Below are 14234 nucleotides of genomic sequence, written 5' to 3' on the forward strand. Positions count from 1 at the left end.
AGATGCAGATGCGTCTGCCCGCCCTGGTGCTGGGGCTCGCGATTCTCGTCCAGCAGGTCGCGCCGGTTCCTCAGCTGCCGTCTTCGTCCTTTGCGGAGTGGCTGGACGGCGTGCGCGCCGAAGCGAAGAGCCGCGGGATCAGCGACACGACGATTGCGCACGCCCTCGACGGCCTCGAGCCGCTGCCGATCGTCGTCGAGCGCGATCGCTCGCAGGCGGAAATCGTCGAAACGCTCGACCACTATCTGCAGCAGCACGTGTCGGCACGGGTGATCGCAACGGCGCGTACCAAGCTCGCTGGACAGGCGGCGTTGCTGAAAACGGTGCAGGATCGCTACGGCGTTCCCTCCGGCGTGATCGTGGCGGTCTGGGGGCTGGAGTCGAACTTCGGCCGGTTCAGCGGCGTGCGGCCGACGATCCAGACGCTGGCGACGCTCGCCTACGACCCCCGCCGCTCGGCGCTCTTCCGGGACGAGCTGTTCGACGCTCTGCAGATTCTCGACAGCGGCGACGTCCAGGTGGCGGCGATGCGCGGCTCATGGGCGGGAGCCCTCGGCCAGCCGCAGTTCATGCCGTCGAGTTTTCTGCGCTACGCCCAGGATTTCGACGGCGACGGCAAGCGCGACATCTGGCATTCCACGGCCGACGTCTTCGCTTCGATCGGCAACTACCTCGCCGAAAAAGGTTGGACGCGCGACAAGCCGTGGGGGCGCGAAGTGACGGTGCCGGCAACGGCGCTCGCCGGGCTGCCGGAACACGCACCCTTGCAGACAGAAGGCTGCCTCGCCCGCCGCCAGATGACCGTACCGCTGCCGATCGCCGCGTGGAACGAGATGGGCCTGCGTACCAAATCCGGCGCCGCGATTCCGGAATCCGATCTCGACGCGTCGCTCGTCTCCGGCGTCAAGCGGCACTTCCTCGTCTTCCCGAACTATCAGGCGCTGCTCGAATACAACTGCGTCAATGCCTACGGGTTGAGTGTGGCGCTGCTGGCTGACGCCTCGAACCTGAAGAGCACGAAGGACACGAAGGGGACGAAGCACACGAAGACGAAGAAGAAGACAGATCCATGAGCTCGCTCGTCCAACTGGAGGTGGTGCTGCGCGAGCGGCTCGCCGGGACACTGCCTGGGCTCGAGGCACAGCGGCGCTTCATGCCGACGCCGCCCCGCACGGGCTGGACGCCGGGCGAGTTTCCGAGCGACGCGCGCATCGCGGCCGGCCTGCTTTTGCTCTACCCAGGGGCGCGCGGCCCCTCGATCCCGTTGACGGTTCGGGCGAGCAGCCTGCGCCGCCACGCGGGGCAGATTAGCCTGCCGGGCGGCGCGACCGATGCCGGCGAAACGCTTCCTCAGGCGGCGCTGCGCGAAGCCTACGAGGAGATCGGCCTCGATCCCGCTCGCGTGCGGATTCTCGGCGAGCTGACGCCGGTGCACGTCCTGGTCAGCGGCTTCACCCTGCATCCCGTGGTCGGGATCACCGACGCCCGTCCGGAGTTCCGGCCCGCCGCGCACGAAGTGGACAAGGTGATCGAAGTCTCGATCGAGGACTTGCAGGACGCGTCGAAGATCCGTCAGGGCACGCGCACGCGCGAAGGCGTCGCGATCGAGTATCCGTACTTCGATCTCGACGGCAGCCACGTGTGGGGCGCCACCGCGATGATCCTGGGCGAGTTCATCTGCCTGCTCGCCGCCTCGTCAACGGAGTAACGCGACCGGATCGACGCGCAGGGCGCGGCGCGCCGGAAGAACGCACGCCGCCATCGCGACCGCGGCGAGCAGCCCGGCGCTGAGGCCGAGTGCGACGGCGTCGGTCGCCTGCACGCCGAACAGCAGCCCGTCGAGAACGTGCGTCGCGGCCCGCGCGCCAATCAGGCCGAACCCGACGCCGGCGGCGGCGAGCAGCAGCGCGTGTCGCAGCACGCCGGCCAGCAGCGCCGGGCCGCGGATGCCCAGCGCCATCCGGATCGCGAACTCACGCCGCCGCTCGCTGACCGACCACGACATCACGCCGTAGATGCCGATCACCGCCAGCGTCATCGCCAATGCGCCAAACGCGGTGACGAGCGTCGAGAGGAAACGCGGTCGCGCCATCGCCCGCGCCAGGTGGTCGTCCATGGACTTCACGTCGGAGAGCGGCAGCGCCGGATCGAGTTCCGCCACAGCGCGACGGATCGTCGGCACCATCGCGTACGGCTCGCCGGACGTGCGTACCACGAACGCCATGAACGGAAACGATCGCTGCGTCGACGGCTGATACAGCTCCGCACGAGGCGGCACCGACGGACCAAGATGCCGGATGTCGCCGACGACGCCGACGACGGTCAGCGAGTCCCCATTCAGCACGATGCGACGCCCGATCGGATCCGTCCCGGGCCACTGCTGCCGTGCCAGCGACTGGTTGACGACGACGACGCGCGGACTCGTCCGCGCGTCCGAGTCACGCACGTCGCGGCCGGCCACCAGAGGAATCCCCATCGCCTTGAAGTAGCCCGGCATCACCATGTCGAAGCCGGCGTGCGGCTCGTCGCCGGGCGGCGGCGTCGGACGGCCTTCGACGAGATAGCTGCTGCCGTAGTCGTCGCCCCCAATCGGCAGCGTCACGGCGGAACCAGCGGCGACCACACCCGGAATCGCCTCGAGACGGCGCTGCAGTGCCGCGTAAAACTCGACCTGCCGAGCCTGGTACTCGGCGCGTGGCCCGGCGAGACGGATGTTGAACGTCAGCAGGTTGTGCGTGTCGATGCCGGTGTCGACGCGACTGAGCGCGACGAAGCTGCGCACGAGCAGCGAGGCGCCGACCAGCAGCACGAGCGCGACGGCGATCTCACCGACGACCAGCAGGTCGCGGATGCGGCCGCTCCGCCGCGAGCCGGTGCTGCGCGTTGCTCCCTCGGACAGGGCCGCCGCGAGATCGACGCGCGAGAACTGCAGCGCCGGGAGAACGCCGAATGCCAGCGCCGACCCGAGCGCGGCGGCGAGCGTGAACGTCAGCACGCGAAGATCGAACGTCGCGCCGCCGGCGGCGATGTCGGGCGGTGCCACCTCGAGCAGCGACGTCGTCCCCCACCACGCGAGCAGCGCGCCCGCGGTGCCGCCGAGGCACGCCAGCACCGCCGATTCGGTGAGCAGCTGACGGAAGATGCGGAGCCGGCCGGCGCCCAGGGCCCGGCGCAGCGCGAGATCGCGCTGACGTGCCGCGCCTCGCCCGAGCAGCAGGCTCGCGACGTTGGCGCACGCGATCGCCAGCACGAAGCCGACCGCGCCAGCCAGCACCCACAGCGGACGTTCCAGGCCGCCGAAGAACTGTTCCCGCAACGTGACGATCAGCGCCGTGCGTCCGCCGTCCTCCGGGTACTCGCGCGAGAGCCGCGCGCCGAGCGCGCGCGCTTCCGCGTCGGCCTGGCCGACGGTCACGCCCTTCTTGAGCCGCGCGACCAGGCGGATGTAGCCGGTGTTGCGATCGCCGGTCACGTCGGCGTCCTCGTTGGTCGCGGGTCGCGGCACGTCGCCGGGGCCGCCAGGTACCCACAGCTGGGGGCCGCCGTCACCCGAGGGACTCGCGGTGATGAACGGCCAGTAGAAGTCGCGCGGCATCACGGCGACGACGAGGCGCGGACGGCCGTTGAGCGTGACCGTGCGGCCGACGATCGATCGATCCGCACCGAAGCGCCGCGCCCACAGCCCGTATCCGAGCACCACCGCGGACGGATCGGCGCGATCGGCGTGGAACGTGTCGCCGAGCAAGGGGCGCGCGCCAAGCACGTCGAAGAATGCCGACGAGACACTGGCGCCAGGCAGCGACTCCGGATCGCCGCCGCCGGTCAACGTGTAGCTGATGTGCGCGAGCGCCGCCGAGCTCTCGACGCTCGTCATCTGGCGGCGGAAGTCGCGCATCCTCCCGGGACCGAGCGGGCTCGGCCCGCCGTCGGTGGTTCGATTCCAGAGAAACACGAGCCGGTCGGCGTCGGCGAACGGCAGCGGCCGCAACAGTGCCGCGTTGAAGACGCTGAAGATCGCGGTGTTGGCGCCGATGCCGAGCGCGAGCGTCACGCCGGCGACGAGAGCGAAGCCGGGGGATTTACGCAGGCCGCGCAGCGCGTACACCACATCCTGGCTGAAGTCGGTCCACATACCCGTCCGTCTCCTCTGCCGCGCCGCGCGGTCGTCGATGGCGCGGATCTGCCGCGCGATGCCGGTGGGATCGCCGAACCGGCGCCGCGCCGCGACGTGCGCGTCGAGCGGGCTCATGCCCCGCTCGTGGAAGTCGCGTTCACGCATCTCGAGGTGGAACGCGATCTCGTCGGCGGCGTCGGCTTCGGCGTTTCGAAAGATGTCGCGCAGGCGCCGGCCTGGAGGCGTCATACCGCCTTAGACGGACGGCGCGCCTGCAGGGCCCTCGTCACCGCGACGGAAAATCGCTCCCACCGGTTCATCTCGGCGCGGAGCTGCTGGCGCCCGTCCTCGGTCAGGCTGTAACAGCGCACGCGACGGTTGGTGTCGGACAGCGTCCACTGGGAGGTGACGAGGCCGCGCGCCTGCAGACGGTGCAGCGCCGGATAGAGCGAGCCCTCCTCCACCAGCAGATCGTCGTGGGTGACCTGCTCGATCCAGCGCGCGATGCCGTAGCCGTGGAGTGGCCCCCAGCTGACGGCCTTGAGGATCAGCGTCGCGAGCGTGCCCTGCAGCAGGTCAACGGTCGTCGTGCGCTCAGTCATAGGCATGCGATCATATACCTATCTTGGTATGTGTCAAGGCGCAGGCGCCGATCAGTCGCCGGCGCACTCGTCGGGCGTGACCTCGCGCCACTCGCCTGGCTGGAGGCGGCCGAGCTCGATCGGGCCGTAGGCGACGCGCAGCAGTCTGGTGACCGGCCTGTCGATCGCGTCGAACAGGCGCCGGATCTCGCGGTTCTTCCCCTCGGTGAGCTCGACGAGCAGGTGGGTCTCGCGGCGCGAGCGCTTGCGCACCGTCACTGTGTTCGCGCGCAGTCCGGCGATCCCGCGTGCGAGCGAGGCGCGATCGTCGTCGCTCACCTCTCCGCGCACGGTCACGGCATAGCGGCGCACGACTGCGCGGCGCGGGTTGGTCAGGCGTTCGGCGAGTTGCGTGTCTGTCGTCAGCAGCAGGAGGCCCGACGTCGCGTAATCGAGCCGCCCGACGGCGACCAGCCCCTCACCTGCGGCGCCGAGCACGTCGAACACCGTCGTCCGTCCCTCGGGATCCCGGCGGGTGGTCAGCGTCCCGCGCGGCTTGTGAAAGGCGATCGTGCGCCACACACGCGGCGTTGCCGTCTTGCCGCGGATCTCGATGGTGTCGCGGTCCGGATGGACCGCGGCGAGCGGGTCGGTCAGCGTACGTCCGTTGACGGCGACGTCGCCTGCGCGGATCAGCTCACGCCCTTCGCTCCGAGACGCAAGGCCACGCTTCGAGAGCGCGCGCTCGAGTGCGACGCGACCTGAGGGGTACTTCATCGCTGGCTCGACCGAGGCGGCCGACGGCTGCGCTCCGGCACAGAGATCGCGAAGCTCACAAAGCTCTCCAAGAACAACATGTTGGTTTTGGGGATCTTCGTGGCTTTTTGTGATCTTCGTGGAGGCGCGCGGCCGTCGGCGGTCTCCACCGGCGTCGCAGATAGAATACTGAGATGCGAATTCTCACGCCGGCCGTTCTGGCGCTCGCGCTTGTCGCCACGGCGTGCAGCAAAGAGGAGACGAAGCCGGCCCCCGCGGCGACGGCCGCGGCGCCCTCGGCGCAGATGCCGGTCGCGCAACTCCCGAGAGTAGACCAGGCCAAGGTCCTCGACCACATCAAGACCCTGTCGGCCGACGACATGGAGGGGCGCGCCCCGGGCTCGAAGGGAGAGGACAAGGCGGTTGCCTACATCGAGTCGCAGTTCAAGGCGATCGGGTTGCAGCCGGGCAACCCCGACGGCACCTACATCCAGAAGGTCCCGCTCGTCGGCATCACCGGCGTCGACCGCCAGCCGCTGACGTTCACCAAAGGCTCGCGGCGCGTCGAGGTGAAGTGGAAAGACGACGTCGTGGCGTGGTCGCGGCACATGGCACCGCTCGCCTCGGTGCAGGATTCCGACGTGATCTTCGCCGGCTACGGCGTCGATGCGCCGGAGTACAACTGGAACGACTTCAAGAACGTCGACGTGAAGGGAAAGACCATCGTCGTCCTCGTCAACGATCCGCAGATTCCCGATCCGTCCAATCCGGCGGCGCTCGATCCGAAGATGTTCAACGGCAAGGCGATGACCTACTACGGCCGCTGGACGTACAAATTCGAGGAAGGGGCACGCAAAGGGGCCGCCGCGGTGCTGATCGTGCACGACGCGGCGACCGCGGGTTACCCGTTCGGCGTGGTTCAGGGGAATCTCGGCGAGAAGTTCACGCTCGGCGCCCCCGACAAGAACATGAGCGAGGCGACGATCGAGGGCTGGATCACCACCGGCGCGGCGAAGAAGCTGATGGCCTTGAGCGGACAGGATTTCGACAGTCTGAAGAAGCAGGCGCTGTCGCGCGATTTCAAGCCGGTGCCGCTCGGCGTCACGGCCTCGATCACCGTGGCCAACACGCTGCGGACCATCGAGTCGCGCAATGTCGCGGCGCGGCTCGACGGCAGCGACCCGCGGCTGGCGAGCGAGTACGTCGTCTATTCCGCGCACTGGGATCATCTCGGCGTCGGCGAGCCGGTGAAAGGCGACCGGATCTACAACGGCGCGATCGACAACGCGTCGGGCGTCGCCACGGTGCTCGAGATCGCCCGGGCGCTCAAACAGGCGCCCCCGGCAAAGCGATCGTTCCTGTTCCTGATGGTGACCGCGGAGGAACAGGGGCTGCTCGGCTCCGAGTACTATTCGCTCAATCCGCTGTATCGGCTGGCCAGGACGGCCGCCGACATCAACGTCGACGAGATTAATCCGTGGGGGCGCACCAAGGCGCTTTCGCTCGTCGGCCTCGGCGCATCCGATCTCGACGACTACCTGCGCGACGCGCTCCAGGAGCAGGGCCGCACGATGACCGGCGACCCCGAACCCGAGAAGGGATTCTACTACCGCTCCGACCACTTCAATTTTGCCAAGCAGGGTGTCCCCGCGCTCGATCCCAGCATGCATCCCGGCGTCGACTTCGTCGACAAACCGGCCGACTGGGTGGCCAGGATGAAAGACGAATGGGACAATCAGCTCTACCACTCGCCGCTCGATCAGGTGCAGCCTGACTGGAATTTCGCCGGCGCCGCCGAAGACGCGCAGGCGCTGATGGCCGTCGGTTACCGCGTCGCCAATGCCGCCACGCTGCCCGCATGGAAACCGGGCAACGAGTTCAAGGCGAAGCGCGATGCCATGATGAAATAGAACGCAGACAGGAGAACAATCGTGCCGTATCCAGAAATGCTGATTGCCCCGATGCGCGGCGAAATGACCGCCATGGGCGCGAAAGAACTGAAGACCGCGGCTGCCGTGGACGAGGCGGTGACCAAGACGAGCGGGACATTGATGATCGTCGTGAACTCGGTGTGCGGCTGCGCCGCCGGCAAGGCGCGTCCCGGTCTCGCGGCCGCCCTGAAGCACGATCCGCGCCCGGATACCGTCGCGACCGTGTTCGCCGGCGCCGACATCGAGGCGACCGACCGCGCGCGCGGCTATTTCTCCGGCTATGCCCCGTCTTCGCCGTCGATCGGCATCCTCCGCGAGGGCCGGCTGGTCTACATGCTCGAACGGCGGGACATCGAGACGCGGTCCGCAGACATGATCGCGGCTGAACTGATTCGTGCGTTCGATACGGTCTGCGCTCCGGAGATTCCGCAACGCTGATCAGGGACCCCGGATCGCGAGTCGGGGATCCAGGATCGGCGATTCGGGATTCCGAAATCCCCGAGGACCCCGCTACCCTTCCCGCGGCTCTTCCAGGTAGGTGTACCCATGGAGGCCGTCCTCGTAGAACTTGAGCAGGTGGCCTGATTCCTCGTAGGTGACGCGTCCCTCCCGGACCGCCAGCTCGACGTCGTGACGGAGCTTGCGGACGAGCGTCTCGGCGTCGAATTCGACGTAGTCGAGCACCTCGCTGACCGTGTCTCCCTTGATGACGGCGTCGAGCACGACACTGCCGTGGTCGTCGAGGCTGACGTGCACGGCGTGGGTGTCGCCGAACAGGTTGTGCAGATCGCCGAGGATCTCCTGATAGGCGCCCACCAGGAACACGCCGAGGTAGTACGGCTCGCCGTTGACGGTGTGCAGCGGCAGCGTCTTCTTCACGTCCCGCCGGTCGATGAACGAATCGATCTTGCCGTCGGAGTCGCAGGTGATGTCGCCGAGCACGGCGTGGTGGCTCGGTGCCCGATTGAGGTTGTGAATCGGCATCACCGGGAAGAGCTGCTTGATCGCCCAGCTGTCGGGAATCGACTGGAACAGCGAGAAATTGCAGAAATACGTGTCCGCCATCGCGTCGTCGAGACCCTGAAGGTCTTCGGGGACGTCTTCCATCTGCGCGACGAATCGCCGCAGCTTGACCAGAATCGCCCAGTAGAGGTTTTCGGCCTGGCAGCGCTGGTCGAGCGGCAGGTAGCCGCCGGTGAACAGGTTCATCGCCATGTCGAGCGCCTGCTGGGCGTCGTGATAGCTCTCGACGGCGTTGCGGCCGGAGAGGTTCTGATATGTCTCGAGCAGGTCGATGACCGGCTGCTCGGCCTCGTCCGGCGAAATCGACTCGGGAATCTTCTCTTCGCCGAAGGCCGAGACGCCCAGCACGTTGAAGATGAGCACGCTGTGGTAGGCGACGATGGCCCGGCCACTCTCGGAGACGATCGTCGGGTGCTTCACGCCGGCGTCATCGCACACCGTCTGCACGTGGTAGACGACGTCGTTGGCGTATTCCTCGAGCGTGTAGTTGACGCTCGACTCGAAGTTGGTCTGCGAACCGTCGTAGTCGACGCCGAGGCCGCCGCCGACGTCGATGTATTCGAGCCCGGCGCCCGCTTTGACGAGTTCGGTGTAGATCCGCGCCGCCTCGTTGAGCGCGCCCTTGACGATACGGATGTTGGGGATCTGGCTGCCGAGGTGGAAGTGCAGGAGCTTGAAGCAATCCTGCATGCCGCGCGTCTTCAGCTCGTCGAGCCCGCGCAGCACCTCCGCGACCGTCAGCCCGAATTTCGACCGGTAGCCGCCTGAGCCCTGCCAGCGGCCGCCGCCGCGGGCGGCGAGCTTCACCCGAATGCCGATCTGGGGCCGCACGCCGACCCGCTCGGCATATTTGAGGATGAGCCCGAGTTCCGTGTATTTCTCGACGACCGGGATGATGTTGCGGCCGATCTTCTGAGCCAGCATCGCCATCTCGATGTATTCGGCATCCTTGAAGCCGTTGCAGACGATCGGCGTGTCGTTGTCCGCCTGGGCCATCACGGCAAGCAGCTCCGGCTTCGAGCCGGCTTCCAGGCCGAAACCGTACTCGCGGCCGAAATCCAGCACTTCCTCGACGACCTGCCGCTGCTGGTTCACCTTGATCGGATAGACGCAGAGGTAGCGGCCCTCGTAGGCGTGCTGGTCGATGGCCGTCCTGAAGGCGTTGTGGATGTCGCCGAGGCGGTGGCGGAGGATGTCGGGAAACCGGATCAGGACCGGCAAGCCGATGCCGCGGAGCTGCAGATGGTCGGTGAGCTGCTTCAGGTCGATGGCGCGCGACGGGTCCTTGGTGGGATGGACCAGCACGTGCCCGTCGTTGGAAATCGCGAAGTATCCCTTCCCCCAGCGATCGACTTCGTAGAGTTCGTTCGCATCGCTGACCGTGAAGATCTCACCCGCCTGCCAGGTCCGCGCACGCGATGAAGGTGTGCTCACTTTTAGTCGATGATACACAGATTCGCTTCAGTTGTACCTACCTCCGTGAGTGAAATGCCCATGACGGTGCGCTCCAGCGCCAGAATCGTGCGCCGGCGTTTCGAAACGTCACACGGGCGGAGACCCGCGGCGTCAAACTGCGCGGAATTTGCCGGAGAACCGGCGGGCATCGACCTTGCGGAGGAGGTAGCCGTCCTATGACCTCGGTGCTTTTCGTCTCGCACGATGCCGACCTGCGCGCCGTCGCCACTCGGGTGCTCCGGCGTGCGCGGTTCGAGGTGCGTGCGGTCGCACACGGCGGGCACGCGCTGCTCGCCTGCGTCGAGCGCGGCGCGTTCGACGTGCTGGTCATCGAGCAGGGCCTCCCCGACGGTCCTGGCGCCGAGATCGCGGCGCGGCTACGCCGGCACTGTCCGGCGCTGGATGTCGTACGGATGTGCGATACGGCGAGTCAGGCCACCGCCGGAGCCGGCGTGGCGGTCGTCCGCCCTTTCAACGCGGACGACCTCATCGGGGCGATTCAGACTCTCCGGCGGACCAGGAAGCGATAGAGCACCAGCAGGATGATGGCGCCGGCTATCGACATCAGCCACCCGGCCGCCTGGTTCGGACCGTAAAATCCAATCGCCCGCCCGACGAATCCGCCGACGAGCGCGCCCGCGATGCCGAGCAGTATCGTGATCACGAAGCCGCCCGGATCCCTCCCAGGCATCAGCAGCTTGGCGATGATCCCGACGACGAGTCCGAACACGATCCACGACAAGATACCCATTGGCGCCTCCTTCGGCTCATGGTTCCCTTGTGCAAACCGTTCACCAAGCGCTCAGAACAGTTGCGGCGTGACCACGCCCTCGTGGATGAGCAGCCAGCGCTTGCGGTCGAGCCCGCCGCCGTAACCGGTGAGACTGCCGTCAGATCCGATGACGCGATGGCAGGGGACGACGAGCGCGACCGGGTTCGCGCCGTTGGCCGATCCCACCGCCCGTACGGCCGCTGGCTCCCCAATCCGGCGTGCCAGCTCGGCGTAGGAGACGGTGGTTCCCGAGGGTATCCGGCGCAACGCCTGCCACACTGTTTTCTGGAATCCGGTACCGTTCAGCTCGACGGCGACCGCGTCGATCACGCCGAACTCCCCTGCGAAGTAGCGCGACAGCATCGCGCGGACAGCGGGAACCTCCCGGCGGACGCGCGGTTCCCCTGGATACCAGCGTTCGAGCACCGATTCGACGTGATCGCCGTCGCCGCCGAAATGGAGGAGGCAGAGACGCGCCGCGCGCTCGCCGACGGCGAGCGGCCCGAGCGGCGAGTCGACGGAATCGATCTGAATCATCGACCGGTCTCCGGGCGTTCGGTCGGCGTCACGCCGCCCGGTCCCGGCAGCGACGGCGCATCCTCGTCACCCCGGTAAATCACGCGCGCACCGTTTTTCGGCAGGCCTCCCGTGTCAGCCGTCGGCCCGTAGGTCGAGTAGAGCGGCAACCCCCACAGCCGAAGGGCGGCCGTCAGCTGGCCGCGGTGATGGGCGGTGTGCGTGAACCGCCGCGTCAGGATCCAGGCGCGCGAGCGGCGCACGTCGAAGAACGCTGCGTCCTGCTCGAACCAGCCGTCGATCTGGCGCTCGAGGACGGTGAGGCGATCGGCGGCGCAGGCGGCGTAGTGCGCGACGAAGGCGTCGCGCGTCTCCTCGGCGGGAAGCGGGGGCCGATCGATCTCGAGACCGAGCATGCCGGTCATCCAATTGTGCTCGCTCTGGCACTGATGGATGAAGTGCTCGAGTGGGGTGCGGGCGCGCGGGTCGGCGCGCCAGTGCAGGCGGTCGTCCGGAATCTGCGCCCACACACCCAGCGTCTTCAGACGCTCGGTGCGGCAGGTGTCGACGAGAAACGCGTATCGCGTGGTGTGCCTCCTTCCTTTCACCATGGTAGGACGACTTGACACGGCGAGCGGCGGGGGATCGGCGCCGCACGCGTCGCTCGAGCCCTAGGGCAGCACGGCCGCCGCGGCGGCTCAGGGAACGCTCAGCGGACGACGACGGAGGTGGCGGCGCGGCGGCCGTCGGCGTCGCGCGCTTCGATGTGGTGGGTACCGACCGCCAGCGGCCAGGAGAACGCCTTCTCGGACGAGGACGTTCCGATTGCGGCACCGTCGACGAGCCACGTGACCGACGTCGGCTCCTGGGTCACGGCGCGCAGCGGCAGCGCCTGGAACTCACGGCGGAGCGTGGGATCGATGCTGTAGACAGCGCCGGACGGAGGATTGGCAATCGCCAGGACCGAGGCGCGGAGCGCCGGGCGCGCGGCGCGTGGCGCGGGTTGCGGCGCGCGACGGGCGTCGCCATCTGACCAGGCGCGGTACTCGGCCGGATAGACGGTCGTCAGCCCATCGCCGGTCGGATGATGCCATGAGCAGGGCGGCGCGGCGCTCGCAACGGGGAGCCACTCCTGCAACCGGTTCGGGCACCACGGCGACGCCGGCTCGCCGGAGAGGGCGCAGATGGTCACCTCGCGAGTATCGGGCGTCGGCTGCGGCACCGGCGGACTGTCGGCGCCGCCGGCGGCGCGGGCTCGAGCCGCGAGCATGACCGCGTGAAAAATCGGCCCGGCCCCCGTCACGCCCGACGAACCTCGGAGCGGCGTACGATCGAAGTTGCCGACCCACACCCCGACGGTGACGTCTGGCGTGTATCCCACCGTCCAGTTGTCGTGGTAGGCCTGCGAGGTGCCGGTCTTGACGGCGACCGGGAACGGGAACTCGAGGTCGCCGCCGCGGCCGAAAATGTAGGCGCGCGCGTCGGCGTCGCTGAGGATGTCGGTGATCCAGAACGCCGTTCTTTCGGAGACGAGCCGCCGCTCCCTGGCCGGCGGCGGCTGGCCGCCTGCGTAGGCCGGGAGCAGCGCGGTGGGTTCGCGCCAGACGCCGCCTCTGGCGAACGAGGCGTAGGCGGCGACGAGCTCGTCGAGCCGCACCTCGGCGTCACCGAGCGTCAGGCCGAGTCCGTAGTAGTCGGGCGTGCGGGTGAAGGTCGAGAACCCGGCGCGGTTCAGGAAGCGCAGCAGCGCCGGCACCCCGACGTCGGAGGCGAGCGCAACCGCTGGGACGTTCTCCGATCCGGCGAGTGCGCGCCGCGCCAGCAACGGCCCGCGATACTGGCCGTCGTAGTTTCTGGGGCTGTAGACCACGCCGGGCTGCGCTGTGGGAAAGTGCGACGGAATGTCCGGGAGCACCGATGCCGGGCTGCGCCCCTCTTCGAACGCGAGCGCGTAGGTGAAAGGCTTCAACGCCGAACCGGGTTGCCGCGGCACCGCCGGTCCATTGATCGTGCCGCCGTGATCGCCTTCGGCGTAACGACCTGAGCCTTCCCACGCCAGCCATTCGCCACGCCGGTTGTCGAGCACGACCACGGCGACGTTGGTCGCGTTGTGCGCCTGGAGCGAGGGGCGGTTGTGCTCGATGATGCCCTCGACATCCTGCTGCAGGCCCAGGTCGAGCGTCGAGTGCACGACCGCGGCGTCGGGCGAGCCTGCCGGTGCGCGCGCCGCCAGCGCGGCCAGCATCTCGACGAAATGCGGAGCGTGAAAGGGCGCCGAGCGGGGACGAAGGACGAGCCGCTCGTCGCGCCCGTCGCGCGCCTGGTCGGCCGTCACGCTGCCGGCGTTCTCCATGCGGCGCAGCACCGCGAGCTGCCGCCCGCGCGCCGACGCGGCGTCCCGCCACGGGTTGAACTTCGTCGGCCGCTGCGGGAGGGCAGCGAGGAAGGCCGCCTGTGCCGGCGTCAGCATCGACGGGTCCACGCCAAAGTAGATCCGGCTGGCCTGCCCGGCGCCGGACGCCAGGTTGCCGTAGGCGGCAAGGTTCAGGTACATCGCCAGGATGTCCCGCTTGGCGAACCGGTGCTCGAGCCGAAGCGCGAGCGTCATTTCGCGCAGCTTGGCCGCGGCGCCGCGCCGGTGCACGCCGTAGCGGCGCTGGATCAGCAGCTTCGCGACCTGCTGCGTGATGGTCGATCCGCCTTCGACGATCTGCCCCTCGACGAGATCGTGCCGGGCGGCGCGGAAGAGCGCGATCGGATCGACGCCGACGTGCGCCTGGAAGCGGCGGTCCTCGGCCGCGAGCGTGGCCGCGACCAGCAGCGGCGGCAGGTGATCGGCCTCGAGCGGCTTGACGCGCGCCGCCCCGTCACCGAGCGCCTCATAGAGAACCTTTCCGTTTCTATCGAGGATCACCGTCGACGCCGCACCGGCGCCGCTGAGCAGATCGGCCGGGATCGGCGCGCAGCGGAGCCAGATCCCCCCCCCGACCGCCACCGCGACAAGCCCGCCAACCCCGAACCGCCAGCGTCGCGCTGACATCTCCGGGATCCCAGCCTTCAGCCCCCGACACACCTCCAGCACCAGC

At 68.4% G+C, this 14234-nt stretch carries 13 protein-coding genes; 5 read left to right on the forward strand and 8 right to left on the reverse strand.

Translation table 11 applies throughout. From position 1 onward, the window contains the following. The first annotated feature begins 8 nt into the window (after positions 1 to 8). Positions 9 to 1073 carry a lytic murein transglycosylase gene (locus tag VGI12_04180; GenBank protein ID HEY2431850.1) on the forward strand — a complete coding sequence of 355 codons (1065 nt, stop codon included), beginning with the start codon at positions 9 to 11 and terminating at the stop codon, positions 1071 to 1073. Continuing rightward, complete coding sequence (locus VGI12_04185) at positions 1070 to 1708, forward strand: CoA pyrophosphatase (protein HEY2431851.1); 639 nt, start codon at positions 1070 to 1072, stop codon at positions 1706 to 1708. The genes VGI12_04180 and VGI12_04185 overlap by 4 nt, the downstream gene beginning before the upstream one ends. Here the strand turns inward: VGI12_04185 and VGI12_04190 are convergent. Genes VGI12_04190 through VGI12_04200 form a run of 3 tightly spaced genes read right to left on the reverse strand, consistent with a single transcriptional unit; the run spans position 1697 to position 5472 of the window. Beyond that, complete coding sequence (locus VGI12_04190) at positions 1697 to 4363, reverse strand: ABC transporter permease (GenBank protein ID HEY2431852.1); 2667 nt, start codon at positions 4361 to 4363, stop codon at positions 1697 to 1699. The genes VGI12_04185 and VGI12_04190 overlap by 12 nt on opposite strands. After that, on the reverse strand, positions 4360 to 4716 hold the full coding sequence (locus tag VGI12_04195) for a PadR family transcriptional regulator (protein HEY2431853.1): 357 nt from the start codon (positions 4714 to 4716) through the stop codon (positions 4360 to 4362). Before VGI12_04195 ends, VGI12_04190 begins: the two co-directional genes overlap by 4 nt. A gap of 51 nt (positions 4717 to 4767) precedes the next feature. Next, positions 4768 to 5472: a pseudouridine synthase gene (locus VGI12_04200; GenBank protein ID HEY2431854.1), complete on the reverse strand. Its 705-nt coding sequence runs from the start codon at positions 5470 to 5472 to the stop codon at positions 4768 to 4770. 173 nt (positions 5473 to 5645) lie between these two features. On the opposite strand from VGI12_04200, the gene VGI12_04205 reads away from it, so the two are divergent. Continuing rightward, positions 5646 to 7361 carry a M28 family peptidase gene (locus tag VGI12_04205; GenBank protein ID HEY2431855.1) on the forward strand — a complete coding sequence of 572 codons (1716 nt, stop codon included), beginning with the start codon at positions 5646 to 5648 and terminating at the stop codon, positions 7359 to 7361. A 21-nt stretch (positions 7362 to 7382) separates the two neighbouring features. Next, positions 7383 to 7820 (forward strand): BrxA/BrxB family bacilliredoxin, encoded by a 438-nt coding sequence (locus tag VGI12_04210; GenBank protein HEY2431856.1) that lies wholly within the window; start codon positions 7383 to 7385, stop codon positions 7818 to 7820. A gap of 72 nt (positions 7821 to 7892) precedes the next feature. On the opposite strand, the gene speA is transcribed toward VGI12_04210, so the two are convergent. Next, positions 7893 to 9839 carry a biosynthetic arginine decarboxylase gene (gene speA / locus VGI12_04215; protein ID HEY2431857.1) on the reverse strand — a complete coding sequence of 649 codons (1947 nt, stop codon included), beginning with the start codon at positions 9837 to 9839 and terminating at the stop codon, positions 7893 to 7895. A gap of 197 nt (positions 9840 to 10036) precedes the next feature. Between speA and VGI12_04220 the strand changes: the two genes are divergently transcribed. Continuing rightward, positions 10037 to 10390, forward strand: a complete 354-nt coding sequence (locus tag VGI12_04220) for a response regulator (protein HEY2431858.1) — start codon at positions 10037 to 10039, stop codon at positions 10388 to 10390. Here the strand turns inward: VGI12_04220 and VGI12_04225 are convergent. The 4 genes from VGI12_04225 to pbpC all read right to left on the reverse strand — a co-directional run bounded on the left by VGI12_04225 (position 10360) and on the right by pbpC (position 14188). Then, the gene (locus tag VGI12_04225) at positions 10360 to 10611 is read right to left on the reverse strand and encodes a GlsB/YeaQ/YmgE family stress response membrane protein (GenBank protein HEY2431859.1); all 252 of its coding nucleotides are present in this window, start codon (positions 10609 to 10611) and stop codon (positions 10360 to 10362) included. The genes VGI12_04220 and VGI12_04225 overlap by 31 nt on opposite strands. Positions 10612 to 10662: 51 nt before the next feature. Next, the gene (locus tag VGI12_04230) at positions 10663 to 11169 is read right to left on the reverse strand and encodes a methylated-DNA--[protein]-cysteine S-methyltransferase (GenBank protein HEY2431860.1); all 507 of its coding nucleotides are present in this window, start codon (positions 11167 to 11169) and stop codon (positions 10663 to 10665) included. Next, a complete protein-coding gene (locus VGI12_04235; protein ID HEY2431861.1) occupies positions 11166 to 11756 on the reverse strand; it encodes a DinB family protein in 591 nt (196 codons plus the stop codon). The genes VGI12_04230 and VGI12_04235 overlap by 4 nt, the downstream gene beginning before the upstream one ends. A gap of 101 nt (positions 11757 to 11857) precedes the next feature. Next, complete coding sequence (gene pbpC / locus VGI12_04240) at positions 11858 to 14188, reverse strand: penicillin-binding protein 1C (protein ID HEY2431862.1); 2331 nt, start codon at positions 14186 to 14188, stop codon at positions 11858 to 11860. Between the last annotated feature and the right edge of the window lie 46 nt (positions 14189 to 14234).

The sequence above is a fragment of the Vicinamibacterales bacterium genome (assembly GCA_036496585.1).
In the GTDB taxonomy this organism is placed as follows: domain Bacteria; phylum Acidobacteriota; class Vicinamibacteria; order Vicinamibacterales; family 2-12-FULL-66-21; genus JAICSD01.